Source organism: Burkholderia sp. BKH01 (assembly GCF_025685725.1).
Lineage (GTDB): Bacteria > Pseudomonadota > Gammaproteobacteria > Burkholderiales > Burkholderiaceae > Burkholderia > Burkholderia pyrrocinia_C.
On record NZ_JAOTQT010000004.1, the window covers coordinates 142,015 to 168,268 of the forward strand.

At 64.5% G+C, this 26,254-nt stretch carries 24 protein-coding genes and 1 pseudogene; 15 read left to right on the top strand and 10 right to left on the bottom strand.

Annotation, left to right across the window (positions count from 1 at the left end; all coding sequences use genetic code 11):
- Nucleotides 1-16 precede the first annotated feature (16 nt).
- The 3 genes from OEJ37_RS08485 (at nt 17) to OEJ37_RS08495 (ending at nt 4,121) form a co-directional block, all read left to right on the top strand.
- On the top strand, nt 17-1,306 hold the full coding sequence (locus OEJ37_RS08485) for a Zn-dependent hydrolase (RefSeq protein ID WP_263343967.1): 1,290 nt from the start codon (nt 17-19) through the stop codon (nt 1,304-1,306).
- Nucleotides 1,303-2,811, top strand: a complete 1,509-nt coding sequence (locus OEJ37_RS08490; protein ID WP_263343968.1) for a M81 family metallopeptidase — start codon at nt 1,303-1,305, stop codon at nt 2,809-2,811. Before OEJ37_RS08485 ends, OEJ37_RS08490 begins: the two co-directional genes overlap by 4 nt.
- A gap of 122 nt (nt 2,812-2,933) precedes the next feature.
- A complete protein-coding gene (locus tag OEJ37_RS08495; RefSeq protein ID WP_263343969.1) occupies nt 2,934-4,121 on the top strand; it encodes a YncE family protein in 1,188 nt (395 codons plus the stop codon).
- Nucleotides 4,122-4,333: 212 nt separating this feature from the next.
- Here the strand turns inward: OEJ37_RS08495 and OEJ37_RS08500 are convergent, their stop codons facing one another.
- Nucleotides 4,334-4,468 (bottom strand): hypothetical protein, encoded by a 135-nt coding sequence (locus OEJ37_RS08500; RefSeq protein ID WP_006405345.1) that lies wholly within the window; start codon nt 4,466-4,468, stop codon nt 4,334-4,336.
- A 378-nt stretch (nt 4,469-4,846) separates the two neighbouring features.
- Here OEJ37_RS08500 and OEJ37_RS08505 point away from each other — a divergent pair, with 378 nt between their 5' ends.
- The 3 genes from OEJ37_RS08505 to ampC all read left to right on the top strand — a co-directional run bounded on the left by OEJ37_RS08505 (nt 4,847) and on the right by ampC (nt 7,712).
- Nucleotides 4,847-5,305 (top strand): hypothetical protein, encoded by a 459-nt coding sequence (locus OEJ37_RS08505; protein ID WP_175920125.1) that lies wholly within the window; start codon nt 4,847-4,849, stop codon nt 5,303-5,305.
- A gap of 89 nt (nt 5,306-5,394) precedes the next feature.
- Nucleotides 5,395-6,207, top strand: coding sequence for an alpha/beta fold hydrolase (locus OEJ37_RS08510; RefSeq protein WP_174417199.1), 813 nt, complete (start codon nt 5,395-5,397; stop codon nt 6,205-6,207).
- 335 nt (nt 6,208-6,542) lie between these two features.
- Nucleotides 6,543-7,712 (top strand): class C beta-lactamase, encoded by a 1,170-nt coding sequence (ampC, locus tag OEJ37_RS08515; protein ID WP_263343971.1) that lies wholly within the window; start codon nt 6,543-6,545, stop codon nt 7,710-7,712.
- A 30-nt stretch (nt 7,713-7,742) separates the two neighbouring features.
- On the opposite strand, the gene OEJ37_RS08520 is transcribed toward ampC, so the two are convergent.
- Together OEJ37_RS08520 and shc are read right to left on the bottom strand one after the other, a co-directional pair.
- A complete protein-coding gene (locus OEJ37_RS08520) occupies nt 7,743-8,114 on the bottom strand; it encodes a cupin domain-containing protein (RefSeq protein ID WP_175919951.1) in 372 nt (123 codons plus the stop codon).
- A gap of 207 nt (nt 8,115-8,321) precedes the next feature.
- Nucleotides 8,322-10,376: a squalene--hopene cyclase gene (shc, locus tag OEJ37_RS08525; RefSeq protein ID WP_263343973.1), complete on the bottom strand. Its 2,055-nt coding sequence runs from the start codon at nt 10,374-10,376 to the stop codon at nt 8,322-8,324.
- Between the two features lie 53 nt (nt 10,377-10,429).
- Here shc and OEJ37_RS08530 point away from each other — a divergent pair, with 53 nt between their 5' ends.
- The 3 genes from OEJ37_RS08530 (at nt 10,430) to OEJ37_RS08540 (ending at nt 13,267) form a co-directional block, all read left to right on the top strand.
- Nucleotides 10,430-11,134: a TetR/AcrR family transcriptional regulator gene (locus OEJ37_RS08530; protein ID WP_263344156.1), complete on the top strand. Its 705-nt coding sequence runs from the start codon at nt 10,430-10,432 to the stop codon at nt 11,132-11,134.
- Nucleotides 11,135-11,368: 234 nt separating this feature from the next.
- Nucleotides 11,369-11,908, top strand: coding sequence for an AAA family ATPase (locus OEJ37_RS08535; protein ID WP_263343975.1), 540 nt, complete (start codon nt 11,369-11,371; stop codon nt 11,906-11,908).
- Between the two features lie 231 nt (nt 11,909-12,139).
- The gene (locus tag OEJ37_RS08540; RefSeq protein WP_263344157.1) at nt 12,140-13,267 is read left to right on the top strand and encodes an aminotransferase class V-fold PLP-dependent enzyme; all 1,128 of its coding nucleotides are present in this window, start codon (nt 12,140-12,142) and stop codon (nt 13,265-13,267) included.
- Between the two features lie 194 nt (nt 13,268-13,461).
- Here the strand turns inward: OEJ37_RS08540 and OEJ37_RS08545 are convergent, their stop codons facing one another.
- From OEJ37_RS08545 to OEJ37_RS08555, 3 genes are all read right to left on the bottom strand, one after another.
- Entirely contained in the window at nt 13,462-13,686 is a 225-nt protein-coding gene (locus OEJ37_RS08545) for a hypothetical protein (RefSeq protein ID WP_263343977.1), read from the bottom strand.
- A 279-nt stretch (nt 13,687-13,965) separates the two neighbouring features.
- On the bottom strand, nt 13,966-14,169 hold the full coding sequence (locus OEJ37_RS08550) for a cold-shock protein (RefSeq protein ID WP_011549079.1): 204 nt from the start codon (nt 14,167-14,169) through the stop codon (nt 13,966-13,968).
- A 399-nt stretch (nt 14,170-14,568) separates the two neighbouring features.
- Entirely contained in the window at nt 14,569-15,564 is a 996-nt protein-coding gene (locus OEJ37_RS08555; protein WP_263343981.1) for a hypothetical protein, read from the bottom strand.
- 28 nt (nt 15,565-15,592) lie between these two features.
- Here OEJ37_RS08555 and OEJ37_RS08560 point away from each other — a divergent pair, with 28 nt between their 5' ends.
- Complete coding sequence (locus tag OEJ37_RS08560; protein ID WP_263343983.1) at nt 15,593-16,249, top strand: VOC family protein; 657 nt, start codon at nt 15,593-15,595, stop codon at nt 16,247-16,249.
- Nucleotides 16,250-16,555: 306 nt separating this feature from the next.
- Nucleotides 16,556-18,121: a methyl-accepting chemotaxis protein gene (locus tag OEJ37_RS08565; protein ID WP_152856060.1), complete on the top strand. Its 1,566-nt coding sequence runs from the start codon at nt 16,556-16,558 to the stop codon at nt 18,119-18,121.
- 141 nt (nt 18,122-18,262) lie between these two features.
- Here OEJ37_RS08565 and OEJ37_RS08570 read toward each other — a convergent pair whose 3' ends face one another.
- From OEJ37_RS08570 to OEJ37_RS08585, 3 genes are all read right to left on the bottom strand, one after another.
- A complete protein-coding gene (locus OEJ37_RS08570) occupies nt 18,263-18,670 on the bottom strand; it encodes a DUF3224 domain-containing protein (protein ID WP_263343984.1) in 408 nt (135 codons plus the stop codon).
- 466 nt (nt 18,671-19,136) lie between these two features.
- Nucleotides 19,137-21,158 (bottom strand): SMI1/KNR4 family protein, encoded by a 2,022-nt coding sequence (locus OEJ37_RS08580; RefSeq protein ID WP_263343986.1) that lies wholly within the window; start codon nt 21,156-21,158, stop codon nt 19,137-19,139.
- 77 nt (nt 21,159-21,235) lie between these two features.
- Nucleotides 21,236-22,339 carry a NucA/NucB deoxyribonuclease domain-containing protein gene (locus tag OEJ37_RS08585; protein ID WP_263343988.1) on the bottom strand — a complete coding sequence of 368 codons (1,104 nt, stop codon included), beginning with the start codon at nt 22,337-22,339 and terminating at the stop codon, nt 21,236-21,238.
- Nucleotides 22,340-22,513: 174 nt separating this feature from the next.
- Between OEJ37_RS08585 and OEJ37_RS08590 the strand changes: the two genes are divergently transcribed.
- A complete protein-coding gene (locus tag OEJ37_RS08590; protein ID WP_174417191.1) occupies nt 22,514-22,774 on the top strand; it encodes a hypothetical protein in 261 nt (86 codons plus the stop codon).
- Here OEJ37_RS08590 and OEJ37_RS08595 read toward each other — a convergent pair.
- On the bottom strand, nt 22,760-23,740 hold the full coding sequence (locus OEJ37_RS08595) for a helix-turn-helix transcriptional regulator (RefSeq protein WP_174417190.1): 981 nt from the start codon (nt 23,738-23,740) through the stop codon (nt 22,760-22,762). The genes OEJ37_RS08590 and OEJ37_RS08595 overlap by 15 nt on opposite strands.
- A gap of 139 nt (nt 23,741-23,879) precedes the next feature.
- Here OEJ37_RS08595 and OEJ37_RS08600 point away from each other — a divergent pair, with 139 nt between their 5' ends.
- The 3 genes and pseudogenes from OEJ37_RS08600 to OEJ37_RS08605 all read left to right on the top strand — a co-directional run bounded on the left by OEJ37_RS08600 (nt 23,880) and on the right by OEJ37_RS08605 (nt 26,241).
- A complete protein-coding gene (locus OEJ37_RS08600) occupies nt 23,880-24,557 on the top strand; it encodes a glutathione S-transferase family protein (protein ID WP_263344158.1) in 678 nt (225 codons plus the stop codon).
- A 288-nt stretch (nt 24,558-24,845) separates the two neighbouring features.
- A pseudogene (locus OEJ37_RS35065) lies at nt 24,846-24,953 on the top strand (acetoacetate decarboxylase); the annotation flags it as partial.
- 43 nt (nt 24,954-24,996) lie between these two features.
- The gene (locus OEJ37_RS08605; protein ID WP_263343992.1) at nt 24,997-26,241 is read left to right on the top strand and encodes a saccharopine dehydrogenase family protein; all 1,245 of its coding nucleotides are present in this window, start codon (nt 24,997-24,999) and stop codon (nt 26,239-26,241) included.
- Nucleotides 26,242-26,254 lie beyond the last annotated feature (13 nt).

Here is a 26,254-nt window from a genome sequence, read left to right on the forward strand (position 1 = left end):
GCGAGGAATTCCATCGATGCAAGTTCAGGATTCGACACCGGCCGTCGCGGCGTCCGGCTTGCGCGTCGACGGCGCGCGGCTGTGGGACAGCCTGATGCGTCTCGCGCGGATCGGCGCGACCGACAAAGGGGGCGTGTGCCGCCTCGCGCTCACCGACCTCGATCGCGAGGCGCGTGACCTGTTCGTCGCATGGGCGAAGGAAACCGGCTGCACGGTGCGCGTCGATGCGATCGGCAACATCTTCGCGCGGCGTGCGGGCGAACGCGACGACCTGCCGCCGGTGACGACAGGCAGCCATATCGACACGCAGCCGACCGGCGGCAAGTTCGACGGCAACTACGGCGTGCTCGCGGGCCTCGAAGTGCTGCGCACACTCGATGACGCGGGCGTGCGCACGTGCGCGCCGCTCGAGGTCGCTGTCTGGACCAACGAGGAAGGCTCGCGCTTCGTGCCCGTGATGATGGGCTCCGGCGTGTTCGCGGGCGCGTTCACGCTTGACCATGCGCTCGCGCAGTGCGACCGCGACGGCGTGTCGGTCCGCGATGCGCTTGTCGAGATCGGCTATGCGGGCGCTGCGGACGACGGGCGCGACGCACATCCGGTCGGCGCGTATTTCGAAGCGCATATCGAGCAGGGGCCGGTGCTGGAGGCGCACGATACGACGATCGGCGTGGTCGAGGGCGCGCTCGGGCAGCGCTGGTATGACGTGACCGTACACGGGATGGAGGCGCACGCGGGCCCGACGCCGATGGCGTTGCGACGCGACGCGCTGCTGGTCGCGGCCGATCTCGTGCGCGCGGTGAACGGCATCGCGCGCGCGCATCCGCCGCACGGACGCGGCACGGTCGGCTGGGTCGACGTGCACCCGAATTCGCGCAACGTGATTCCGGGCCGCGTGACGCTGACCGTCGACCTGCGCGCGGCCGACGACGCGACGCTGGCGGCGATGGATGCGCAACTGCGCGCGACGTGCGCCGATCTGGGCACATCGGCCGACATGCGGATCGACGTCGAGCAGGTCGTGTACTTCCCGCCGCAGCCGTTCGACACGACGCTGGTCGAGCAGGTTCGTGCCGGCGCGAGCGCGCTCGGGCTGTCGTCGATGAACGTGATCAGCGGCGCGGGCCACGACGCCGTGTATCTCGCGCGCGTCGCGCCGACTGCGATGATCTTCGTACCGTGCAAGGACGGGATCAGCCACAACGAGATCGAGGACGCCGATCCTGTGCATCTGGAAGCCGGCTGCAACGTGCTGCTGCAGGCGATGCTGGGCGCTGCCGGGATCGCAGAAGGTGACGCGCGATGAAGATCCTGATCGCCCGGATGAACCACGAGACCAACACGTTCTCGCCGGTGCCGACTCCGCTCGCCGCGTTCGGCCGCAATGGCCCCGACTGGGGTGACGACGCGTATCGCGCGAACCACGGGATGCGCACCGCGATGGCCGCGTTCCTCGATGCGGCCGCGCGCGAAGGCGCTGAAATCGTGACGCCCGTGTCGGCGGCCGCGAACCCGAGCGGGCCGGTTGCGGCCGATGCGTATGTGGCGATCTGCGAGGCGATCGTCGCGGCCGCGCCCGGCTGCGATGCGGTGATGCTCGACCTGCACGGCGCGATGGTCGCCGAGCAGAGCGCGGACGGCGAGGGCGACCTGCTCGCGCGCGTGCGCGCGGCGCTGCCCGACGCGCCGATCGCGGTCGCGCTCGACCTGCACGCGAACGTCACGCAGAAGATGATCGACCACGCGGACGTGATCGTCAGCTTCAAGACCTATCCGCATGTCGACATGTATGAGACCGGCGAGCATGCTGCGCGCGTGCTGCTCGACCGGCTTCATGGTCGCGCACGGCCGGTGCTCGCGTGGCGGCAACCGCCGCTGATGACGTCGACGCTGCGCAGCGCGAGCGCCGAAGGCGCGATGCGGCGCGCGGTGGAGGCCGCGCGCGCGGCCGAGGCAGAGGTCGGCGGCGTGCTCGCCGTGTCGGTGCTTTCGGGTTTCTCGCTCGCGGACATTCCCGCGCCGTGCATCAGCGTCGTCGTGGTCGGCGACGGTGACCGCGCGGCGGCCGATGCCGTCGCCGAACGTATCGCGCGGCAGATCTGGGAGGCACGCGACGAGTTCGTGTACCGCAGCGCGCCGCTCGCGGAATCGGTCGCGCAGGCCGCGGCGCTCGCGCGCGGCGCGGACCGCCCGGTGCTGATGCTCGATCACGGCGACAACTGCATGTCGGGCGGCCCGTGCGACACGATGGACCTGCTCGAAGAAGCGCTCGCGCAGGGGCTCGACGGGATCGTCAGCGGGCCGCTATGCGATCCGGAGGCCGTCGCGGCGCTGATCGATGCGGGTGTCGGCGCGACCGTCACGGTGCCGGTCGGCAACCGGCTGCCGTCGCACGGCGGCGTGCGGCGCGCGCCGTTTCGCGCGACGGGCGTCGTGCGCGCGATTACCGACGGCGAATACGTGATCACGGGGCCGACATACACGGGCCAGCGCGCGTATATGGGCCGCACGGGCGTGCTCGACATCGGCGCGGCGACGCTGGTCGTCACCGAGCGCACGCAGGAGCCGTGGGATCTCGGCGTGTTCGAGAGCGTCGGCGTCGATCCGCGCCGCGCGCGCTTCCTGCTGCTGAAATCGCGGATGTATTGCCGGCCGGTGTTCGTGCCGATCGCGGCCGCGCTGGTCGAATGCGACAGCCGCGGCGTGACGGGCTCGGACTACAGGCTGTTTCGCTACGAGCGGCTTGCGCGGCCCGTGTATCCGCTCGACGACGTCGCTCGGTGGGAGCCGGGCGCGTCACCGGCGGCCTGACGGAGCGGGGCGCGAGACGCCGGATTTGCACGCTTTCGGGCATCATGCGATGGCAGCGGCCCGTCGAGCAGCAGGGTCGTGCAATCCATTGCGTCCGCAACCGATCCGGAGAATCGACCGCCATGCATTCGAATCCTTTCCGCCTGCGCAGCGCGCGCCTGCTCGCCGCGCTGACCCTCGCCACGACGGCCGTCGCCGTGCACGCCGCCGACTGGATCGTGTCCGGCAACGACGGCAAGTACCAGCGCGTCGAGGGCCGCGACACCTTCCTCGCCTCGCCGCCCGCCGACACGCTGACGCTGCTCGACGCCAGCACGTTCCCGCCGAAAGTCGCATTGCAGGTCGACGTCGAGAACGGCATCCAGGGGCCGCCGCAGGCCGTCGCGATCACGCCCGACGCGAAGCTCGCGCTCGTCGGCGCGCCGACGCGCTACGACGCGGCCGCGAAGCAGCTCGGGTTCGACACGTTCCTGCAGGTCGTGAATCTCGACGCCGCACCGCCGGCGATCGCGCGCATCGAGCTCGGCACGCATCCGCAAGGGATCGCGATCGACCGTTCGGGCCGGCTCGCGCTCGTCGCGAACGTCGACGGCAGCGTATCGATCCTGCGCATCGACGGCACGCACGTGACGCTCGACGGCAACCTGAAGATCGGCAAGAAGCGGCTCGCGGGGATCAGCTTCACGCACGACGGCAAGCATGCGCTCGTGTCGCTGCGCGACGAGCAGGGTGTCGCGGTGCTGAACGTCGACGACGGCAAGGTAAGCGACAGCGGCACGCGCCTGAGCACGGGCGTCGCGCCTTACACGATCGACGTGTCGAGCGACAACCGCTGGGCGGTCGTCAGCAACGTTGGGCTCGCGGGGCTGCCGGGCTATACGGGCACGCTCGCGGGCGACGCCGATACGGTCGCGCTGATCGACGTGTCGCGCGTGCCGTTCCGCACGGTCCAGTACCTGACGGTGCCGTCGCTGCCGGAAGGCGTCGCGATTTCGCCGAACGGGAAATGGATCGCCGTGCAGGCGATGGACGGCTCGAACCTGACGCCCGACAATCCGGGTCGCCACAAGCTCGGCAAGGTACTGCTGTTCGAGATCCGCGACGGGCAGGCCGTGAAGACCAGCGAGTTGCCCGGCGGCGAAGCCGCGCAGGGCATCGTGTTTACCGCCGACAGCCGGCACGTGATCGTGCAGTTCAACGTCGAACGGCAGCTTGCGCTTTATGCGGTGGAGGGCGGCAAGCTGCGCGATACGGGAAAGCGTATTGCGCTGACCGGCGGGCCGTCTTCGTTGAGGACGTTGCCGCGCTGACGCGCGGGGTGCCGGTTCGTTCATCTCCCTGCGTTCATGTGGCGCCTGGATTTTCCGGGCGCCTGTCGTTGCGCGCCCCGCTTCGACGCCGCTGCAACGCAGCAAGCGGCGGGTCGCACGATCGAAGACGACGTGCAGCTCCGGGCTGAACGAGCCGAATTCAAGCTCGTGATGTTGCGCGAGCAGCGTGCGCGCCGACGTCGCGATGCGCGTTACGGCCGCAGCAGGTCGAACCCGCCGAATACGACGACTCCGCTGAGCGCGATCATCGCGACGGAATGCTGGCCGAAGTAGAGAATCGCGGCGGCAAGCCACGTCGTGATGCAGAAGGCGCCGATGCGGGCCATCGTGTGTTCCTCGAATGCGTAATGAAGTGAGTACCGCAGGCGTTCGCCGCTCGACCCGGCGAGCGGTGCGCGCAGGCGGACGGAGAGGGCCGACCCGCGAAGCCGCTACTGAGGCGCGGCACGCGCCACGTGCCGCGCCCGGAAGGGCGGGAGTCGAAACCGGTGGCCTGCGCGATCGTGCCGTGAGGTGCTGTCGACGCGCGAATCCGGCCGGTGAACCCGCAATTTTACCAGCGCCGCTTCGCTGCCAATCTGGCCCCGTCGCAGCATCCGTCCGACCCCGATACTCAAGTTTCGTGTGACGAATGTCGTAAACGAGTTGGAAGGCATTTCATGCCACCCCGTCACGATTTGATTACCGACACACGGACCGACACGATGCAGATCGATTTCTCCACGACCGCCCGATCCCCGCTGGCGGACGGCAACGTTACCGCAAACACGCCGGGCGCATCGGCCACGACGGCCGCACCTGCTGCGACGTCATCCGCTGACGGCGCAACGGACACCACGGGCACCACCGGCACGAAGGGTTCGACCGGTGGCACCGGCGAAACGCTCGGCGCATCGGGCGCGTCGTCGGAGAGCCCGGCGGTCGGCCAATTGAAGGCGCTGATCGAGCGGCTGCAGAAGCAGCTCGCAACGCTCGAGCGGCAGATGGCGAGTGCGGCGCAGCGCGCGAAGGACGACCCGGCAGCAGCGATCGAACAGCAGTCGTTGAGCGCGGAAGCCAGCGCGATTTCGGCGGCGCTCGCGACGGCGATCTCGCAACTTGCGGCGGCGATCGAGAAGTCGGGCGGCTCGTCAACGGGCGGGCTGGTGTCGACGCAGGCCTGACGGTTTACGGCTGCACGAAGCGGTCATGGCCGCTTCGCCCGCACGCATTACAATCGCAAGCTCGTCTCCCTCGAAAGGACGGCAGAACGATGAATGCGGAACTCGACGACGACGAACTCGTCCGCTTCGACGCGCACGGCGGTACGCCGCTGCCGGCGGCCGATGCCGAAGGATGGCTCGAACACGACGGCGCGCGCATCTGGCACGCGTCGTTTGGCCACGGCCCGCCAGTCGTGCTGCTGCACGGCGGCCTCGGCCACGGCGGCAACTGGGGCAACCAGGTGCCGGCGCTGCTCGCGGCCGGCTACCGCGCGATCCTGATCGACAGCCGCGGCCACGGCCGCAGCACGCGCGACGACCAACCGTATTCCTATGAACGCATGGCATCGGACGTGCTCGCGGTCCTGGACACGCTGCACGTCGACCGCGCGCGCTTCGTCGGCTGGAGCGACGGCGCGTGCATCGCGCTCGTGCTGGCGGCCCGCGCGCCGGAGCGCGTCGCCGGCGTGTTCTTCTTCGCGTGCAACATGGACCCGGGCGGCACGAAGGAGATGGAGCCGAGCCCGCTGATCGACCGCTGCTTCGCGCGGCACCGCAGGGACTACGCGCAACTGTCCGCGACGCCGGACCAGTTCGATGCATTCGTTTCGGCCGTCAGCGAAATGATGCGCACGCAACCGAATTACAGCGAACAGGATCTCGCGGCGATCGCGGTGCCGGTGACGATCGTGCAGGGCGAGCACGACGAATTCATCCGGCCCGAGCATGCGGCGTATCTGGCGCGCACGATTCCGGGCGCGACATTGACGATCCTGCCCGGCGTGAGCCACTTCGCACCGCTGCAGCGGCCCGCGCGATTCAACGCGGCGATGCTGGCCTTCCTTGACCGGCTGCCGGGCTGACCGCTCGCACGGCGTGCCGGCGTTTGCCGATCTGCCAGGACTTATCTCGTTTTCATCGATTTTCGATGCGGCGCCATTCGGCCGCCGGATTGAATGCTGTTGAAACCGCTAGGTATTTCCCGCAAACCGTTGAACGACTCGCGATTGCCGCGTTGCAATCCGGCGCTTCGCGTATCTCATAAGTTTTTCTTTCGGCTCGCGCAACATATCGTCGATTGTTGGCCGCCGGCCGGTAGTGGATAGTCCTGTTTCGACAGGCCGGCTGCCACGATCTTCGCGCGGCGCGGCCGGATCTGTTGTTCACGCAACCATCCGATATCAAAGGAACCGCAACCATGCGATTCAACGCGACACGCTTCGCCGCGACCCTGTTCGTCGCCGCGTGCGCCACCGCCACGGCCGGCCGCGCGGCCGCCGTCACGCAGGACGACATCCACGACACCGTGACCCGCCACGTCGCGCCGCTGATGAAGCAGTTCGCCATTCCCGGCATGGCGATCGGCATCGTCGCCGACGGCAAGCCCTACGTGTTCGACTATGGCGTGATGTCGACGCAAACCGGCAAGCCCGTCACCGGCGACACGCTGTTCGAAATCGGCTCCGTCAGCAAGACGCTGACCGCGACGCTCGCGTCCGATGCGCAGGAGGGCGGCGAGCTGTCGCTTGCGGATCCGGCGGCCAAGTACCTGCCCGCGCTGCAGGGCAAGCCGTTCGGCGGCGTGACGCTGCTCGAGCTCGGTACGCACACGCCCGGCGGGATGCCGCTGCAGGTGCCGGACAGCATCCGCGACGACGCGGACCTGGTCCGCTATCTCGACGCGTGGCGGCCCGCGTATGCGCCCGGCACGCGCCGCACGTATTCGAACGTCGCGATCGGGATGCTCGGGTGGCTCACCGCGAAGGCGGCGAACCGCGATTTCTCGGTGCTGATGGAGCAGCGGCTCTTTCCCGCGCTCGGGATGACGCACACGTATATCAACGTGCCCGACGCGCGCACGGCCGACTATGCGCAGGGCTATACGCAGGACGGCAAGCCGATCCGGATGACGGGCGGCATGCTGTGGCAGCCGGCGTACGGCGTCCGTACGACGGCGGCCGACCTGCTGCGTTTCGTGCAGGCGAACATGGGGCTGGTCGACATGGCGCCGCGGCTGAAGCGCGCGATCGAGCGCACGCACACCGGCTATTTCCGCGCGGGGCCGCTGACGCAGGACCTGATCTGGGAACAGTATCCGTATCCGGTCGCGCTGCCGACGCTGCTCGAAGGCAACGCGCCGAAGATGCTGTTCAATGCGACGCCGACCAGCGCGATCAAGCCGCCGCTCGCGCCGAACCCGGACACATGGATCAACAAGACGGGCTCGACCAACGGCTTCAGCACATATGTCGCGTTCGTCCCCGCGAAGCGGATCGCGATCGTGATGCTCGCGAACCGCAGCGTCCCGATCGAGGACCGCGTGAAGACGGCATACCGGATTCTCGAGTCGCTCGGCGGCGGCCGGTAACGCTTCCGGCGGAGGAAGAAGCGCCGCCGCTTACTCGGGCGGTTGCTCGTCGTACGCGACGAAGATCTTCCGCGTGCGTTCGACGACTTCCCACGTGCCGCGAAAACCCGGCGGAATCACGAAACGATGGCCGGCACGAAGGGTCTTCCTGTTGCCCTCCAGGTCGGTGATCACGGACGTGCCTTCCAGGATCTCGCAGTATTCGGCTTCCGTGTAGGCGACATGCCAGCACCCCGGCGTGCTTTCCCAGATGCCGGTCGAGAAACGGCCGCACGGGCTTGCGAAGCCGGGTGTGAGCGTTTGCAGCGGATCGCCCGAAATCAGCTGCTCGGGCGACACGCGGTATTGCGTCGGCTCGCCGCTCGGGGTGAGCGCATCGGTAATGGATGAAACGTCGATCATGATCGGCATGCTTCGTCGAGTTGAGTGAAGTGGAGCGCGCCGGTGGCGCGTCGGTGCGATTCCATGGCGACAAATGGCCCCGCGTCCGACATCTTCGCAGATCGATGGGCCGGCCCGGTCGGTTGCCGGATTTCAGTGGTTGCCGGAGCCGGTTCACGAGTTGCGCGATCTCGTACGAGCGCTGCATTCTGTCGAGCGCGTCGTCGCTCAGGCGACTGCCGTGTCGGTTGCCTCCACTGCCATCGCACCGCGCGCGGCCGAGCCCGGCGACGCCGCGGCGCCCGCAAGCCGCCGATAACGCGCGAGCGCCCACAGCGGGAAGTACGCGGTATAGCCGTGATACTTCAGATAGAAGATGCGCGGAAAGCCCGGCGCATTGTGCGAGCGGTGCCACCAGAAGCCGTCGTCCTGCTGCACCGACTGCAGATATGCGATGCCGCGCTTCACCGAATCGGATTCGCCATCGCCGAACGCCATCTGCGCGAGCAGCGCCCACGCGGTGCAGTTCGACGTGCTCTCGCCGGAATTCGTGCCGGCGAGCTTCGGGTCGATGTAGCTGTCGTTCGTTTCGCCCCAGCCGCCGTCCGCATGCTGCCGTGCGCGCAGCCAGTCGAGCGCGCGGGCGATGTACGGCTGCGACTTGTCCTCGCCGGCGAGTGCGAGGCCGGCCAGTACGCTCCAAGTGCCGTACAGGTAGTTCGTGCCCCAGCGGCCCCACCAGCTGCCGTCGGGCTGCTGCGTGCGCTTCACGTAGTCGATGCAGCGCGCGAGCGACGCGTGGTCGTCCGCGCGTTTCGTGACGCCGAAGCACAGCAGCACGCGACCCGACACATCTTCGGTCGGCGGATCGAGCAACGCGCCGTGATCGGCGAACGGGATCGCGTTCAGGTACATGCGATCGCAGTCGGCGTCGAAGGCCGCGAAGCCGCCGTTGCGCGACTGCAGCCCGCGCATCCAGTCGAGCGCGCGCGCGACGCGCGGCGCATACGGGTTCGTGCCGTCCGCGTTGCGATGCGCGCGGCCGCGGCGATCGAGCATCGCGGTGACGAGTGCGCTGTCGTCGATGTCGGGGTAGTACGGGTTCGCGTACTGGAATGCCCATCCGCCCGGCTCCGTATCGGCCGGCGCGTTCTCGATCCAGTCGCCGCGCAGGTCGTTCACCTGGCGCTCGGCCAGCCAGTCGTACGCGCGCGCGATACGTTCGTCGAGTTCGCGCAGCGCGCCGGCCGGCTCGACGGCTTCCGGCGCCGCCACGCCGCGCGCCTGTTCGAGCGCCATCGTGCTCCATGCGGTGTCCCACACCGGCGACAGGCACGGCTGGCAGTACACGCTGCCGTCCGGCCGCGCGACCAGCAGCTTTTCCAGCGCGTTTTCGCAATCGCGTCGCAACGGATGATCGTCCGGATACCCGAGCACTTCCATCATCTGGTAGCTGTACACGATCGGCGGGAAGATGCCGCCGAGCCCGTCCTCGCCGTTCATGCGTTCCGCGCACCATGCCTCTGCATGGCGGATCGCGCGCTGGCGCAGGCGCTTCGGCATCAGCGGCTCGATATGGCGGACCGTGCGGTCGAGCGCGAGGAACAGCTTGCGCATGCCGCGCGCGGGCGGGAAGTAGTGACGTTCTTCGTCCGGCGGCGTGACGAACAGCTCGCGGATCGACACGTTGCGCGGATTGCGGGCACGCGCCTTCAGCGAGCACAGCACGAGCAGCGGCACCATCGTCGTGCGCGCCCAGTACGCGACCTTGTACATCGAGATCGGCACCCACTTCGGGAACAGCACGAATTCGATCGGCATGAACGGCGCCGCGCGCCACGGCACCTGGCCGAACGTCGCGAGCAGGATGCGCGTGAACACGTTCGAACGCGCCGCGCCGCCGAGCTTCAGGATCGCGTCGCGCGCACGGACCATGTGCGGCGCGTGTTCGCTGTCGCCGGCCGCCTTCAGCGCGAAATACGCCTTCACGCTGCACGACACGTCCGGCGCGCCGTCGACGTACAGCGCCCATCCGCCATGCGTGTCGAGCCGCTGGTTCGCGCGCAGGTAGCGCGCCATCTTCTCCTGGCGGACGTCGTCGATCTTGTCCATGAAATGCATCATCAGGATGTATTCCGCGGTGATCGTCGCGTCGGATTCGAGTTCGAAACACCAGCTGCCGTCGGGCTGCTGAAGGCGCACGAGCGCGTCGCGTCCACGGGCGATGGCGGTGTCGAGCGCGGACCAGGGGGATGGGGTGGGTGTGTTCATGCGGCGGATCATACCATCCAGCCGGAATGTTTATATCGAGACCCTCGGGTGCTAACATCCGCACCATGAGAAAACGCCTTGAACCCGCGCCGCACGACGTGTCCGTGCCTGTCGAACCGGCTGGAACGGCCGCCGCACGAGCGTCCGAAGGATCATCGACGCCGGTGGCTGTTGCTGCTGCCGGCGTGCGGCGGAAAAAAGCGCCCGACCAGGTGCGCGCGCAATTGCTGGCGGCTGCATCCGAGATTGCGACGCATCACGGCGTGGCCGCGTTGACGCTCGACGCGGTGGCCGAGCGTGCCGGCGTGACGAAAGGCGCGCTGCAGTATCACTTTGCGAACAAGCAGGGGCTGCTGGATGCGCTGTTCGGGCAGGCGACGGAGCGATTCGCCGCGCAGATGGCCGCGCGGGTGGCTGCCGATGGCAGCGGCGACGGCGCGGCGGCGCGGGCCTATCTGCATGCGGTGCTCGATGCGGCCAATCCGGCGGCGAGTATCGATGTGCTGCGCGTGCTGGTCGCGTCGATGATTACCGAGCAGGAAACGCGCGCGCGATGGTCGGTGCCGATGCGGGAATGGACGCGGCCCGATCCCGTGCCGCTGGAGCGGGCGGCGACGCTGATGATCTGTCGGCTCGCGGCCGACGGACTGTGGATTTCGGAACTGCTCGACAGTGTCGAGGTGTCGGCCGAATTGCGTTCGGAGATCGTCCGGCAACTTGATGCGATGAGCAAGGGGGTGTTTCCGAAGCAGGGCGATGACGCGGCGTGACGCGGACGCATTGGAGGAAGGGCGTGGTCGCGTTGTCGCGCGGCCGTGGCCTCGAACCCGCTTGCCCGCGGTCGGGCAGTTGGCTATGCTGGTGCGCATGAACCGATCGCATACCCGTTCGATTATTTGCGCCGCACTTTTGCCGGCGGGGTAGCCATCGACTGAAAGCATGCGATCACAACCCGCCCGGAAGGCGGGTTTTTGCTTTCTGGGCAATCGATGGAGTGCCTGGAAATGCAGACTGAAACGACGCGTCACGCGACCGCATCGAACGACGCGGTATTGCTCCACATGGTATGCGGCAAGATCGCATCCGGAAAATCGACGCTGACCGCGAAGCTCGCAAGTGCCGAGCAGACCATATCGATCAGCGAAGACGATTGGCTGGCTCGCCTTTATCCGGGCGAGATTCTGTCGATCGACGACTATGTCCGATATGCGAAGCGCATCAAGGATCTAATTGGCGATCACGTCCGCGCTTTGCTGCAGGCCGGCGTCTTGGTGGTCCTCGATCTTCCGTTCAATACCGTCGCCGCGCGCGCATGGGGGCGCGCCGTTTCGCAGGCCGCCGGCTGCGACCATCGACTGCATTACCTCGATGTCGGCGATGCGGTTTGCAAGGCGCGTCTGCGTGTGCGCAATGCGCGAGGGGAGCATCCGTTCCAGGCGTCGGAGGCCGAGTTCGAGCAGATCACACGGTACTTCGCCGCGCCGGATGCGACGGAAGGGTTGAGTATCGTGTCTTATGACGAGACGGGGGCCGTCAGCGCGTAGCCTCGCGTCGTGACCGCACGACCGGTTTGCCGCCGGCGCTTCGTTCTGGCCGGTGGCCGCGCAACGTCATGCGTGTGCCGGAGAGCGGGCAAAATATGCGCCAAGTTGCGGGCGGCCTTCGTTAGAATCGGCTTTCATCGAGAAAAAAACGAACTTGCATCGGTGCAGCGGTACCCGGTCACGGATACTGCTTGCCCCGACGCCATTGTTCATCTTTTACCGGAGACGACCATGCCAGGCTTACTTCCCGATGTCGACCGCGACGGGCTCCTCGAATATTCCGTGGTCTACACCGACCGATCGATCAATCATATGTCGCAGCTCTTTCAGGGCGTTCTGCGCGACATTTCCGCTTCCCTCAAAAAGGTCTACAACGCGAAGTCGGTCGTCGTCGTCCCGGGCAGCGGGACGTTCGGCATGGAGGCCGTCGCCCGGCAGTTCGCGACGAACAAGAAGTGTCTGGTCATCCGCAATGGCTGGTTCAGTTTCCGCTGGTCGCAGATTTTCGACATGGGCAGCATTCCGTCCGAAACGACGGTGCTGAAGGCGCGCCCGGTCGAACAGGGCAGGCAGGCCGCTTATGCACCGGCCCCGATCGACGAAGTGGTCGCCGCGATCAGGGAGCACAAGCCGGATCTGGTCTTTGCGCCGCATGTCGAAACCGCGTCCGGGATGATGTTGCCCGATGCGTATTTGCGCGCGGTGTCCGACGCCGTGCATGCCGTCGGCGGCATGTTCGTACTGGATTGCATCGCGTCCGGTACGGTCTGGGTCGACATGCAGGCCAGCGGCGTCGATGTGCTGATCAGCGCGCCGCAAAAGGGCTGGAGCGCGTCACCCTGCTGCGCACTGGTCATGCTCAGCCCGCTCGCCCGCGAAAGAATCGATGCGACGACCAGCACCAGCTTCGCGTGCGATCTTCGCAAATGGCTGCAGATCATGGAAGCGTACGAGAGCGGCGGGTTCGCGTATCACGCGACGATGCCCACGGACAGTCTCGCGACGCTGCGCGACGTGATAAAGGAAACCGACGCGTACGGCTTCGACAAGGTGAGGGCGGAACAGCTCGAACTCGGCAAGCGCATTCGTGCGCTGCTGGCCGACAAGGGTTTCAGGAGCGTGGCGGCTGAAGGTTTTGAGGCGCCGGGCGTCGTGGTCTGCTACACGGACGACGACGGCATTCGATCCGGCAAGAAATTCGCCGATGTCGGCTTGCAGATCGCGGCCGGCGTTCCGCTGCAATGCGACGAGCCTGAAGACTTCAAGACCTTCCGCATCGGATTGTTCGGCCTGGAAAAACTGCATGATGTCGACGGTGCGGTTGCCAGGTTCGCCGACGCGCTTGAGCGCGTTCTTTAGGTCGGTTTTCCGGGGCAGGTGCGCAGCAGCATCGTTGCCGGCGACGTCGAAAAGGAAGGTCCGGAAAGTTCGAGCCGAGCGCGCGGATCGAATCGGAAGGTAACGAATCGAGCGCGCGTGATGTTCGGGCGCGCTGTGTTGCGCGCGCCCAGATGGCTCATCTGCGTCGGGCGTCCGATACCGGGGCGTTGCCTTTAACCGCGCGTGTCGACCCAGTTGCGGGCCCAGCGTGCCGAGTGCTGCAGCGCCTGCGCTTCACTCGTGAAGTAGTCGAGCGAATAGAACTGGTAGCGGCCTTCGGTGCGCGAGTTATCGGTGCGTTCGAGCAGCAGGTTGGATGAAAAACTACCGTCGGGCAAACGATGCGCCGAGGGTTGGACGGCATAGCCGTTGTATTGCTGAATTCGTTTGTCGTGCATTTTAATTTTAATGATGTGCGAATGCGCGCGTGCCGTGCGAAATGTGCACGGATGCGCCGATTCAAAGCCATTGCGAGCCGAATCAGAAGCAGTCGGAAAGCGAAAAAAGGGCCTTGCAGCCAGAGGGGAGAATGAAGTGCAACGAGGCGTGTGGCGCTTGGCAAGCTGCTGAACAAACAGATGCAGCTAAAAGCGATCGCGCCAACTTTGGGAGACAACGCTCCGCGAGGGTGTCGCTGCAACCCGGCGCCCGTTTCGGGAGGCCGGGTTCTTCAAACTTTACAGCGGCTTGATGTTGGCCGCTTGCAGACCCTTCGGGCCTTGCTTCGTTTCGAAGCTCACCTTCTGATTTTCAGCCAGCGTCTTGAAGCCGTCGGCACGAATTTCGGAGAAGTGAGCGAACAGGTCGTCGCCGCCCTTGTCCGGAGTGATGAAGCCAAAGCCTTTGCTGTCGTTGAACCACTTGACGATACCGGTATCCATGAAGAATCCTTGAGTAAAAAAATAGAAAATTTGCTCTGTTGAAGAGCGCGTGAAGCATCAAGGAGGGAGAGGACAACGAATACCGCTGAGGAGCGAGCAATTGATGAACAGCAATCGAACTTCTTGAACTTCTGGCCACACACTAACCGCGGGTAGTGCCGGCGTCAACAGTTATCTTGTAACTATTTCGCCAGGAGGTCCGTCCTGCGGGCAAAACGATGTGGCCCTGCGTGGCTGCGCGCCATGCCTGGCATGGCGCGCAGGTTGGGCAGGGGCCAAGCCGGGCGACGCTTCCGAACGACCCGAAGTGGACGATCATCGATCTTGGAAACGGGCGCTCGGCGGCAAATCGGCAGGTCCATTTACGGTCAACCGCATTGGCAGGGGTGACTAAGGCGGCTACCGTGGCAATCGATGCGGCTTGAATAAACGCCAGCCCCGGAAAAACAGAAAGATGAGCACGATTGCGGTGGGTATGACGTACGGGTAGGCGGGGAAGTGGTAATGACCGTCAGGGTCAACGTCCGGCAGCACCCCGTGTATTGGAGCGTATGAACCAATCCATATTGCTATCCGAACGGCGTCTAGTAGAGAAGCCCGCGGGAAATCGTGAAAAAACGTCCAGGCGCCTGCGGTTATTCCGCTCAACGGATATGCGAGGGCTATCGCGGCGCCGGTTTTGGCCATGCGCCACAATGTGCGTCTGAAAATGCCGTGGCTCGTGTCAGCCGTTTGCGCTCCGGCCGTGCAATGGCCAAGCGAAAGTAGTGTGCCGCCATAGATGGCAAGAGGCACCGCGAATAGCGGCCAGAAAGATAACCACCCCAGCCAGCCGTAACCCGAGGGCGGCGCTTCGGCGACGAAAGTAACGTTTTCGCTCAAGATTGCGGGGCCCACATCGACAACTGAAATGGTCAGATGGGTGATTCCTCGCGGCAATGACTGAGCATGAGTGCGAGGGGGCCACGGAAGGCGGTCAGGGTTGCTGTTGGCTCCGCTGGCAACCAACGCGCGCCACATGTCGGTTTCGCTATATCTCGACTTCGGCATTGCGTGGAACAGCGTGTCCATGCCGGAGTCGGACGTGATGCGAATCGTGACGGGTTCTCCGGGGTCCTTGAATTCCAAGTACCCGCTCGCCCTGGAGTTCGAGTTATACGAGTAGTTGCCCAACTCCGGGCGTTTGTCTGCCCAGCCATTGCGCTTGAAGTCGATTCCGACCGCAAGCGGGGCTCGCATCAGGCGAAATACGGAGAAGCTGGTGGTGGCGCCGGGCTTCAGAGGCAGTTCGACACTATGCGAAGCACGGGACAGTTCGAATGCCGTCACGGCGACGCCGAACAATATGGTGAGCGTAGCCCAGCACACCCAGTGGACCTTTAGCCGAGCAGACATTGATGACTCTCCTGCCAAGGATGAGTACGTGTTGCCGGAACTGCGAGGTAGTCTGAGCCGTATACTTTCTGTCCACAACCAAACGTTGTGGCATGTACAGCGGCGAGCGCTTGAAGGTCTTTCACGATCTCTCGTTTGCGCCGAAAACGTCCAGCCAATTGTCGACGATCCAGGCATCTATGTCGACAAACGCAATCGACCCCACCAGCCCTTTGCAGACCGCCGGCACCCGGAGGAGAATACCTCCCGGAAATCTCATCGGAGGCAGCGCGACATGACCCAATTTCAGCCCGATGGATGGCATACCGTCACGCCCCGAATCGTCGTCCGGGATCCGGAAAACCTGATCGAATTCATCAGGACGGTGTTTCGCGCACAGGGCGAATTCCGCGCCGGACTGCCTGCCGAAATCCGGATCGGCGATTCCGTCGTGATGATCAGCGGCGCAGACGGCCTGCGAGACCCGATGCCGGCGTTCCTGTACGTCTATGTCGAGGATGCCGATTCGACCTATCGGCGAGCGATCGCTGCGAATGCGATCTCGCTCGAAGTTCCGGCCGACATGCCCTACGGCGACAGGCGCGCGATGGTGACGGATCCGTGGGGAAACACATGGCAGATTGCCACGCACCAGCGCAACCTCCCGGTTGACGAGATGCGTTCAAGGATGGCCAACGACGGATAGTCGATGGTTGCGACGCGGCGCGAGACCCGAGGGTTTCGTGTTCCATCCGCAGTTGCCCGAAATCCGCCCACGGGTGCCCCGCCAGCACCGCGTCGCTCGACGGCTAACGCCCCGCCGCACGCATCTTCCGCCCCCATCTGTCGCAATCGTCAAGATTCGCGTCGCGTGCAGATAAAACCTTCCCGCCGACCCCGCCGTTAACTCGTTCGCAGCCCACGCGCCGCGTGTTGCGACGCAGCACTCGTCTTTCGTGATCCGGAATCCACATCCGCCGCTGGCCGTGCGTGGTCGGCGCAAGGGAACGTCATGCGAAAACAATTCACCATCCGTGGCGGACTCGTCGCGACCATCGCCGGCTATACCGTGCTGCTCGTGCTGGTGGTCGGCGCATGCATCGCCGGCCTCTACGTGAGCAATGGTTCGCTCGAGGCGATGTACCGCGACGACACCGCGTCGCTGCTGCACCTGAAGACCAGCTCCGAGCGGATGCTCGTGCTGCGCGAACGCATGAGCGACGTCGCGCAGATCATCAGCGCGGGCCAGCCGGCCAAGGCGGAAATCGCGCAACTGCACACGCTCCTCAAGCAGAGCAACGACGAACTGGACGCCTACACGCGCCTGCACGCGCGCGACGCCGACGAGCAGGCGCTGTTCGACACGCTGCAGAACCGTCGTCGCGCGTTGCTCGAGCGTGTGTTCCTGAAGGCGCTGTCGCAGCTCGACGGCGACGACGCGTTCAACTTCCTCGACACGCAGCGCACCGCGCCACCGGCGCTGTTCGCCGCGTACCAGGATGCGATCGACGCGCTCGAATCGTTCCAGGTCGCACGCGAAAAGGCCCGCTACGATGCGGCCGGCATCCATTTCCACCGGATCGTGTGGGGGATGGCGGCGGTCGCCGTGCTTGCGCTCGTCGTCGGCTTCTTTGCGCAGCGCGTGCTCGCGAAGGCGATCATCGAGCCGATCAATCTCGCGGTCGATCAATTCGAAAAGATCTCGAAAGGCGATCTGACCGGCACGGTGGTCATTCCCGGCGCGAACGAAATGGCGTATCTGCTGAATGCGCTGAAGCGGATGCAGGACGGCCTCGTCGACACGGTAAGCCAGGTGCGTGCGAGTACGGAGACGATCGTCGGCGACGTCCGCACGATCGCGAGCGGCAACGTCGACCTGTCCGCGCGCACCGAGCAGCAGGCCGTGTCGCTGCAGCAGGCGGCGGCGAGCGTCGAGCAATTGACGGCGGCCGTGCGCCAGAATGCGGACAACGCGCGCGATGCACGCACTTACGTCGAGGGCGCGGCCGGCATCGCGTCGCGCGGCGGCGACGCGATGCAGCGCGTGGTCGAGACGATGACCGAGATCGCGCGCAGTTCCACGCGGATTTCCGGCATCGTCGGCGTGATCGAGAGCATCGCATTCCAGACGAACATCCTCGCGTTGAACGCTGCCGTCGAAGCCGCGCGTGCCGGCGAGCAGGGGCGCGGTTTCGCGGTCGTCGCGACGGAAGTTCGCGGGCTCGCGCAGCGTTGCGCGTCGGCGGCGAAGGAAATCAAGGATCTGATCGGCAATTCCGCGCGCCGGGTCGAAGACGGCAGCGGCCTCGTCACGCTGGCCGGCTCGGCGATGACCGAACTCGTCGCCGCGGTCGAGCGCGTGAACGCGATCATGAGCGAAACGAGCAACGCCTTCGAGGAACAGTCGTCGGGCATCGAGCAGGTGAACGCCGCGGTCATCCAGATGGAGCAGACGATGCAACGTAATGCCGCGCTGGTCGAGGAAGCGGCGGCCGTGGCGCTGTCGCTCGACGAGCAGGGTTCACGGCTGAGCGCGGCGGTCGCGCAGTTCCGTCTGCGTGACGACGCAGTCGCATGACGTGCTGATGTCCGCGACCGTAACCGGCTTGTCGATGCCGAATGCGTTCGTAACGCGCTGACGAATGAAGCCGACGCTTTCCTTATGGTGTGCGAGAGCGCTGAAGCGCGTTACCGTCCAGCCGCGCCTTTGTGTATCGATTCACTGCGGCGATTCGGGCAACTCGTAGTCGAAGGTATACGAATGCCGGCCGTTGTCGATGTTGATGATCATCGAGCCGGAGAGCCCCAGCAATTCCGCCGTCCCGGAATCGGGCACGACGGTGATCGATTGCTTCGGCTGCCCGCGGGTCATGGTGGAGCTGTGCTGCAGGACAAAGCTGCCTGGGCGGCCACCCAGCGTGCCCTGCACGGTTTCCATCGCAACGTAGCCCGCGGAGCCTTGAACGCTGCTTCGAAACGCGAGCATCTCGCCGTGGCTGACGGCTTCCAGGTCGCCGTGAAATTGCTTGTCGAGTGACATGCGGCCGAGCCCGGTATTTTCTGCGACGCTACTCAGGGATTCCGGATTCAGCTTCACTTCAAACGGACCGTTGGCCTGCAGTTTCATGGCGGATCTCCTCGTCGAATGGGCACTCGGCACTATAAGCCAATCGGGTTCCGCTGGAGGTAGCGGTTTGCTTCATACGCCTGCATGGAAGGCGAATCGTGTGCCTTGTCGCGCTTGAGGCGATAATCGGCATCCCGTCTTTAACCACCCGTGCCCGTGACGACACCCGCGTTTACCCCCTTTCAGGACTTGGCCTAGGCACTGCTGGCTCACTGGAACACCGCCAATGGCGACGGCTCCCATGACACGTCGCATCTGCAACGCGTGTGGAAGAACGCGGCGGCGATCCATGCCGAGGAGGGCGGAGACGCCGAAGTGCTGTTTGCGGCGACACTGCTGCACGACTGCGTGTCGGTAGAGAAAACTGGAGTACGCGGTAGCGTGACATCGCGACCTTGATATCCGGCAGTCGTGCTTCGGGGCAATTGCAAGAGCGGCTACGTTCTTGCATCTATCGCTTGCGGTGCTAGCGTGAACTCCACTTGGCAGCGGTGCGGGCAAGCCACTCCGGAAAACTCTTCGCAATGCGTTCGCGCCGGTCATCGTCATGCCAGACCCGGATCACTTGTCCGACAGCACCACCTTCTGCCGGATCGAGATCGAGGCACAGGTGATTGCCGCTGCCGTCGTGCGTGAATGGAATCCATTTGAGGTTATACCAGTCGTCGCGGATGCCGGGATCCGGTTCCGACATCACGCCGTCGAAATCGCCGCCATCAACGAGACCTTTCCAGATAGTCCATTGCGCGATGATCTCGTGCGAACTCAGCAATGCGTCGTTTTCGGAGAACCCGTCCCCCGGATCCGCTTGGCCGTTATGAATGCGCAAGCTGTCGACGAATGTGTCAGGCAGTGCTGTTCCCAACGCGGCCCGCAACGCTGCGATCTCGTCGTTGGATGCCGGTCCGTTGAGGCCACCCGGCAAGCGCGAGAAATCGATGGCGAGTGCGTCGTCGAACCGTTTCCATATTTCGCAAAGGTCGTCGTGCGCGACGTCGGGATCGTGGGTGACAGTCCGGGCGTCGTCCTCCGGCAACGGCTGCGACACCGGGTCGACGGCTATCGTTGCGGCGTGGCTCGATAGTGCATCGGGGTGTACGCGGTCAAGACGCAGGAACAGCACGGACGAGCCGGCAGGCAATGGGTGTTCCGCTGCGGGAATTGCGACGAGCACGTCGGCGTGAGCGACGCCGCGGAGCGGTCCATCACCCTGGAAAGGCAACAGGCGAACTTGCGGTTCACCCCGGGTGTCGTGAGACAGATTGCCCCAATGCATTCCGTTGACATTGGCGGCGCATTCGACATCATGCGTGATCGCACCGGCTTCCCAGGCGGGTCCCGGCATTGCGGCGTGCTCGAGCAAATCGAGCACATGCGACACCACCATATGCATCAACATGGCCACTGCGCTCGTATGGCCGGGTAGATTGACGAGTGTCGCCTGATCGTAGAAGGTCAGTGTCCGTGTTCCGCGCTGCGTGCCGTCGGGTCCCGTCAGGGCGACCGTCGTTCGCTTCGGCGGTGAACGATCGTCGCTGCGACCGAAATTGAAGCGGCCGGCCGGCGACTGTCGGATCTCGACGGTCGTTTCGTCATTCGAGTACATCGGGCGCGCATTGAGCCCCCGTGAATGAAACGGCGGTACTGCCGGTAAGCCGGCTCCCACGATCAGATCGTAACGCTGCGCAAGTTCGACGAGCTTTACCTTGAACGCGTATTCGCTCTGCTGCAAGTCGACCGAGGGCTGCACCATGTCGGGCGGATCGAGATATTCGACGGGTGGCACGTCATATCCCCAGCGTTGCAGCGTGGCACGGATATACGGTCCGCTCGTGTCCGGTCGTTGCCAAGGCGCGTTTGCGGCGCCCGGCGGCGCGCAATCGTATCCGACGATGACCACGCCGATACGCAGCCGCTTCGTGACGGAAATTTCCCGTACACCCGCTGCGATCAACGCGACTTGGCGCTCGACGGTAATCCGTTCGCCTTTCGGCAGCAGCACGTCCCCTTTCCTGTACTCGCTGCCCGGCGCAATCACATGGTTGCCGCGCACTATCGGCGCCTCCAGTCGCAGGTAGGATCGGGCGCCCTGGTACGTGATCTGATGACCGGATTTCGGCGCGATCGCATCGGTATTTTCCGGCAACGGGAAATACGCGGGGATATCGACGGTGCCCCGCGCGCCTACCGTACGATCCGCCGGGCTACTCGTGTGCGAGGTGAGCATGCGCCAGCCGGGCGTGGAGTCGAGTTCGACAGGCGTATGACGCGTTGCCGACGCCGTATCGGACGCGCGTAACGCATAACCTTCGAATGCGGCGAGCGGAACGGCGGGGACGTTGTCGGGAGCAATCACATCTACCGCCGCGACGCGCGATATGGCGCACTCGATCGAGACGGTTTCGCTTTGCATCGCACCCGGGACGGCGCGTCGACATCGTTCGTAGGTTTGCTGCAGCCAGGCGGGGAAGTTCGCGTGTTCGTCCATGATTCTTTACGTTCGTATGCCGCGGTTCGAAGATGCTTCGAACCGCGGCGTCTTGAGCCATTTTCGTTCGTCGCGACTCAGCGCTTCGAAGCGGGTTGACCGCCTACATCGACATAGAATTTTTCACCGTCGAGCACGCGCTGGTTTAGATAAAAGTTGCCGAGCAACGCACCCGCGCGTCGATTATCGCTCGCATCGATACGTTTGACCGATACTTCGTTCCCGTCCGCTCCTTGCCCCGTCGAGGCGAACGGATATTCATCACAATCGCAGTCGGTCGGCGTTTCATCGGGGTCGCCGGTGAACGTACATTGGCCGGTTACCGAACCGTATTTTGCAACGCATTGTTTCTTCGACTCGGCACGATTTTTCTGTCTCATGGAGGCGTCACGCAGACGAGTCAAAGGTTTGGACTCCCATTCGTCCGGCAGGATCGTACCGTCGCCCCTGGGCACGAATTTCCCGCGAAGACCAGCGGCTTGCGCATCACGAATGTGGATCGCGGATTCGTCGACATCGGGGTTGGTAGCGGTGATTGTGCGGAGTATCGCTGGCGCGTCCGGGTACACGCATCCCTGCGTGCCGCTCTTCGCGAGACCGACGTCGCAACGAATATCGGGGATGTAGCCGTCTCCCGCATACGAACTTACACTTGCGCCGTTGTCGAACGAGTCTCCCGACTTGGCGACGCGATACTCGATAGTCGGACTGATGACCAACGGATTGTCGGAACCCATGTTGGGTGTGATCGCCACCGATACTTCGTTGGACAGACCGCCGATGGCGAGCGGTACGCCGGCATTCGGTGCAACCGTGCATGTTGACCCGCACTCGACAACCGGTTTGATCATCACGCCACCCGGACTTCCGGATAGCGTGCGCGTGCGGAACCGGAACTTCTGTGTCCAGGCGAGCTGGTTTGACGGATTGTCAGAGTAGGCATATGCGTCGATGGCGACGCGGCCGATTTCGCTGTTCTGGTCATCTTTGACCACGTATTCGAGTGGACTGGACTTCTGGCAGTAAGCACCTCGGCTCAGAAGAGCGTCCTTCGTTCGCTCGGTGCTGACAGTCGTGCAGATCGGTGAAACATCCGTGGCATTTTCTGCATGTACATGTATCGAGGCTGCAAGCAGGATCGCGCCGGCAAACAGCCGGCCAAATCGCATTCGATGAATCACATTCCATCCTGACTGTTCAGTAATCGAAATGGCATTTTTTTGCTGCGCCTCGATTTGAATTTCGTTTTTGACGAAATGTAACTGTCGATTTTGTCAGGAATGTAATTTTCGAAAAAATCGACTCGATTGTAGGCGGACGTGTCAGTGCCGATCGGTGAAGGAAGCTCCGTGGTCATGTTGTCGCTGGCCCCGGGGCCTGAGGGTTTTTCCCCCGAATGCCTCGACCGATTTGGCGTTCCCGAAGTCAATCCGTTCCTTGACGCACTTCTGTCGCAGAAGTCGGCCGCCTGGTTGCTATTCAGCCAATCGGTGTGGCCGTTCGCGTCCGCTGTACCCCGGATCGTTTGGCTGTCTCGCGACGCCGGCAACCGTCAGCATCATGCATCGCTTGGCGACCCCATCGATGCAAAATGCACCGCTTCATTCGTTGCCTGATCGATAAAGCGCTTTCAACTGCGACAACTCTTCGATGAATTGATCCTTGAGCGCCTGCGGCCCGAGGATCTTCAGATGCGCGCCGTACCCCAGCAGCTTCCGCGCGCCGTGCTCGATGGATTCGATCGGCATCAGGAATTCCTTCCATCCTGACGGCACCTCCGCGCTGCCTGCAGCCTGCGAGACCGGAGCGGTCTTGATCCGCGCATTGGCCAGCCAGTTCTCGCCGCGCGGCGACACGGCGATATGGGCGGTCAGCCGATAGAGATCGGTCTCGTACCGGCTCATCGCGTCACGCCAGTGCTCCGCCAGATCGAATCGCGCCGGGCGCTTGAAACGGCGGCGCGTCGCGTTGAATTCGCAGATATTTGCCAGTCGGAAGGTCAGTGCGCCCGGCTTGCCGACCACCTTGGCAATCAGATACCAGGCACCTCCCTTGAGCACCAGGCCAAGCGGTTCGAGTTCGCGGCGGGACACACCATGCCAGCTCCGATATTTCACGTCGATACGATACGAACCCCACACCGCATCGGCGACTTCACGCAGAAACTCGGGCGTTTCCTGCGCCCGGTACCAGTCGACGGTATCGATATGCAGCCGGCTGGCGACACGATCGGCCTGCTCACGCGAGCCCGGAGGCAGGCTGGCCATCATCTTCAGCCGTGCGGAGCTGGCCATGCCGTCGAGGCCCAGTTCTCTTGCCGGCCCGGGCAAGCCCGCCAGGATCAGCGCATGCGCTTCGTGCTCGGTGAGCCCGGTGAGATCGGTACTCCAGCCGTCGCGCAACTGAAAGCCGCCGTTGCGGCCGCGATCGCCCCAGATGGGTACGCCGGCCGTGGACAGCTGGTCGATATCGCGCAGGATCGTGCGTTCGGACACTTCCAATGCTTCGGCCAGCGCCGGTGCGGTCATCCGGCCGCGCGCTTGCAGCATCATCATGATCGACAACAGGCGACTGGCTTTCATGAACGATACGGTACCTCAAATACCTGACATGAGGTGTCATGTTATCGGGCTTATGCTTGGCGGCATGCCTGATCCGTTCAATCGAGAACAAGCTCGAACATGCGCGAGTGAATTCGAGCAAGCAAAGGAAGATCGAACCATGAAGATAATTTCGGGACCACTGAGCATGTTCGGCGCCAAGGTCGAGATTGCGGCGCACGAGAAGGGTATCGACTTCGAACTGGTGATGGCGCCGTTCAGCCAGCTTCGCGGCTATGACCCCAAGCATCCCGATGTACTGCGCATCAATCCGAAGCGGCAGGTGCCGGTGCTGATGGACGGCACGCTGGAGATCTTCGATTCCACGCAGATATTCGAGTATCTCGAGGACCTGAAGCCCGATCCCGCGTTATGGCCGGCGCATCCGGCGGCGCGCGCCATCGCGCGTCAGCTCGAACATTGCAGCGACGAAATCTATTTCCCGCACGTTATCCGGCTGATGGGGCTTGAAGCGACGCCGGACGATCCGGCGGCGCAGGCTGCGCGCGCCGAAGCATCGGAATACTATCGGCGCATGGAACGCGTGCTGGTGGATCGGGAATTTCTGGCCGGCGCGTATTCTTACGCCGACATCGCGTTCTACATGGCGCAGTTGTTCGGCGCACGCAAAGGGGCGCCGATGACGGCAGAGACACCCAGCCTGCTGGCCTGGCGAGCACGGATGACCGCACGTCCGGCCGTGCGGAAAGTCGCTGGCGCGATGGCCGGCTACCTCGCGTCGATCGGAGAAGCGGTTCCCGATTTTCTTCGCGGGCTCGACCAGGTGCCCCTTCGGTAGCGCGAGAAGGCGGCCTTCAGCCTGAGAGTTCGGCTTTCGTTATGGCATATCCGATGCCTGCTCCTGTTTGATGGGCCGGCTGCGCGATCACGGCGTGGTGTCAAGACGCGGCAAAGGCCGTCGCACGACCGCCAAATGATTCGATTGCAAGGCGATTGCCGGCAAGCCGGTAATCGAAGACCGACTTGCTCCTCTATTCGGATCCTTGACCTTAAAGTCGACTTCAATCCTAGAGTGCTTGCTGACGGCAGTGAATCAGCAGGCTTCGGGTGTTGCCTGCGACGGTCGATCGGCACCTTCACCGTCATGCGTGTCGACGTGGTAAAAGACGCACAATCGGTCCTGAACCTGCCGACGCCTTTGAAGGCCTTCGATGAACCCGGAAAACAACGCTAACGGCACGGACGTCCGCGACACGCCTGCGCCGAAGGAGCCGTCCATGACCGAGCCGACGCACGATCTCGTCGTATTTGGCGCCACCAGTTTTGTCGGGCAGATCCTGACCCGCCACCTGTCCGAATACCTGTCGGGCGCCGGCGAGACGCTGCGCTGGGCCATCGCCGGGCGGTCCGAAGCGAAGCTCAGGCAGGTCAGGGATTCGCTCGGCGCGGCGGGGCAGTCGGTGCCGATCATCGTCGCCGACGCGGCCGACGAAGCGCAGTTGCGGGTGCTTTGCGCACAAACGCGGGTGGTCGTGTCGACCGTCGGGCCCTACGCGCTTTACGGGGAGCCGCTGGTCAGGGTCTGCGCGGAAACCGGCACCGACTACTGCGACCTCACCGGCGAGACGCAGTGGATCAAGCGGATGATCGAAAAATACGAACCCGCGGCCCGGCAATCGGGTGCGCGCATCGTTCATTGCTGCGGGTTCGATTCGGTTCCGTCGGACCTGGGCGTGTTCTTCCTGCAGCAACAGGCACGGCAGCAGTGGGGCATGCCGGCCGGGCAGGTGAAGATGCGCGTCCGAACGCTGAAGGGCGGTGCGTCGGGCGGTACCGTGGCGAGCGTGATCAACGTCGTTCGGGAAGCCGCGGCCGATCCCGCGTTGCGCAGGGAACTGCGCGATCCTTATTCGCTGTGCCCGAAAGGGCACGGCTTCACGGTGCGGCAGCACGCGGTGCGATCGGCCGAGTTCGATCGTGACTTCGACGCGTGGATCGCGCCCTTCGTGATGGCCGCGATCAACGAGCGTGTCGTGCATCGCTCCAATGCGCTTGCGGGCAATGCATACGGCAGCCGGTTCACCTATGACGAAGCCGTCATGACCGGCACGGGCCTCAAGGGCCGCCTGGCCGCGCTGACGATGGTAGCCGGCCTGGGCGCGTTCATGGTGGGCGTCGTCATCAAGCCGGTGCGCAGCCTGATGGAACGCTTCCTGCTGCCGAAGCCCGGTGAGGGGCCAAGCGCGACGGCGCAACTCGCCGGCCGCTACGACTTGCGTTTCTTGGGCCGTGCCGACGACGGCCGAACCTTGCGCGTGAAAGTCACCGGCGACCGCGATCCGGGTTACGGCTCCACCGGCAAGATGCTGGGCCAGGCCGCGATCTGTCTTGCGCTGGATTGCGGCGGAGACGGTATCAAGACCGGGCGCGGCGGCGGTTTCTGGACACCCGCGACGATGTTCGACGAGCGCTTCGTCGAACGTCTGGTTCGCCACGCGGGGTTGCGTTTCGAGGTGATTTGAGCGCGAATCCCGT

Bases quoted from the DNA above. Each gene is read 5' to 3' on its own strand.
- OEJ37_RS08550 (WP_011549079.1), bottom strand. From the start codon at position 14,169: ATGGATACCGGTATCGTCAAGTGGTTCAACGACAGCAAAGGCTTTGGC.
- OEJ37_RS08590 (WP_174417191.1), top strand. From the start codon at position 22,514: ATGTTGTCGCTGGCCCCGGGGCCTGAGGGTTTTTCCCCCGAATGCCTC.
- OEJ37_RS08500 (WP_006405345.1), bottom strand. From the start codon at position 4,468: ATGGCCCGCATCGGCGCCTTCTGCATCACGACGTGGCTTGCCGCCGCG.
- OEJ37_RS08605 (WP_263343992.1), top strand. From the start codon at position 24,997: ATGACCGAGCCGACGCACGATCTCGTCGTATTTGGCGCCACCAGTTTT.
- OEJ37_RS08555 (WP_263343981.1), bottom strand. From the start codon at position 15,564: ATGTCTGCTCGGCTAAAGGTCCACTGGGTGTGCTGGGCTACGCTCACC.
- OEJ37_RS08485 (WP_263343967.1), top strand. From the start codon at position 17: ATGCAAGTTCAGGATTCGACACCGGCCGTCGCGGCGTCCGGCTTGCGC.
- OEJ37_RS08570 (WP_263343984.1), bottom strand. From the start codon at position 18,670: ATGAAACTGCAGGCCAACGGTCCGTTTGAAGTGAAGCTGAATCCGGAA.
- OEJ37_RS08535 (WP_263343975.1), top strand. From the start codon at position 11,369: ATGCAGACTGAAACGACGCGTCACGCGACCGCATCGAACGACGCGGTA.
- shc (WP_263343973.1), bottom strand. From the start codon at position 10,376: ATGATCCGCCGCATGAACACACCCACCCCATCCCCCTGGTCCGCGCTC.
- OEJ37_RS08595 (WP_174417190.1), bottom strand. From the start codon at position 23,740: ATGAAAGCCAGTCGCCTGTTGTCGATCATGATGATGCTGCAAGCGCGC.
- OEJ37_RS08520 (WP_175919951.1), bottom strand. From the start codon at position 8,114: ATGATCGACGTTTCATCCATTACCGATGCGCTCACCCCGAGCGGCGAG.
- OEJ37_RS08510 (WP_174417199.1), top strand. From the start codon at position 5,395: ATGAATGCGGAACTCGACGACGACGAACTCGTCCGCTTCGACGCGCAC.
- OEJ37_RS08490 (WP_263343968.1), top strand. From the start codon at position 1,303: ATGAAGATCCTGATCGCCCGGATGAACCACGAGACCAACACGTTCTCG.
- OEJ37_RS08565 (WP_152856060.1), top strand. From the start codon at position 16,556: ATGCGAAAACAATTCACCATCCGTGGCGGACTCGTCGCGACCATCGCC.
- OEJ37_RS08600 (WP_263344158.1), top strand. From the start codon at position 23,880: ATGAAGATAATTTCGGGACCACTGAGCATGTTCGGCGCCAAGGTCGAG.
- ampC (WP_263343971.1), top strand. From the start codon at position 6,543: ATGCGATTCAACGCGACACGCTTCGCCGCGACCCTGTTCGTCGCCGCG.
- OEJ37_RS08580 (WP_263343986.1), bottom strand. From the start codon at position 21,158: ATGGACGAACACGCGAACTTCCCCGCCTGGCTGCAGCAAACCTACGAA.
- OEJ37_RS08530 (WP_263344156.1), top strand. From the start codon at position 10,430: ATGAGAAAACGCCTTGAACCCGCGCCGCACGACGTGTCCGTGCCTGTC.
- OEJ37_RS08545 (WP_263343977.1), bottom strand. From the start codon at position 13,686: ATGCACGACAAACGAATTCAGCAATACAACGGCTATGCCGTCCAACCC.
- OEJ37_RS08495 (WP_263343969.1), top strand. From the start codon at position 2,934: ATGCATTCGAATCCTTTCCGCCTGCGCAGCGCGCGCCTGCTCGCCGCG.
- OEJ37_RS08505 (WP_175920125.1), top strand. From the start codon at position 4,847: ATGCAGATCGATTTCTCCACGACCGCCCGATCCCCGCTGGCGGACGGC.
- OEJ37_RS08540 (WP_263344157.1), top strand. From the start codon at position 12,140: ATGCCAGGCTTACTTCCCGATGTCGACCGCGACGGGCTCCTCGAATAT.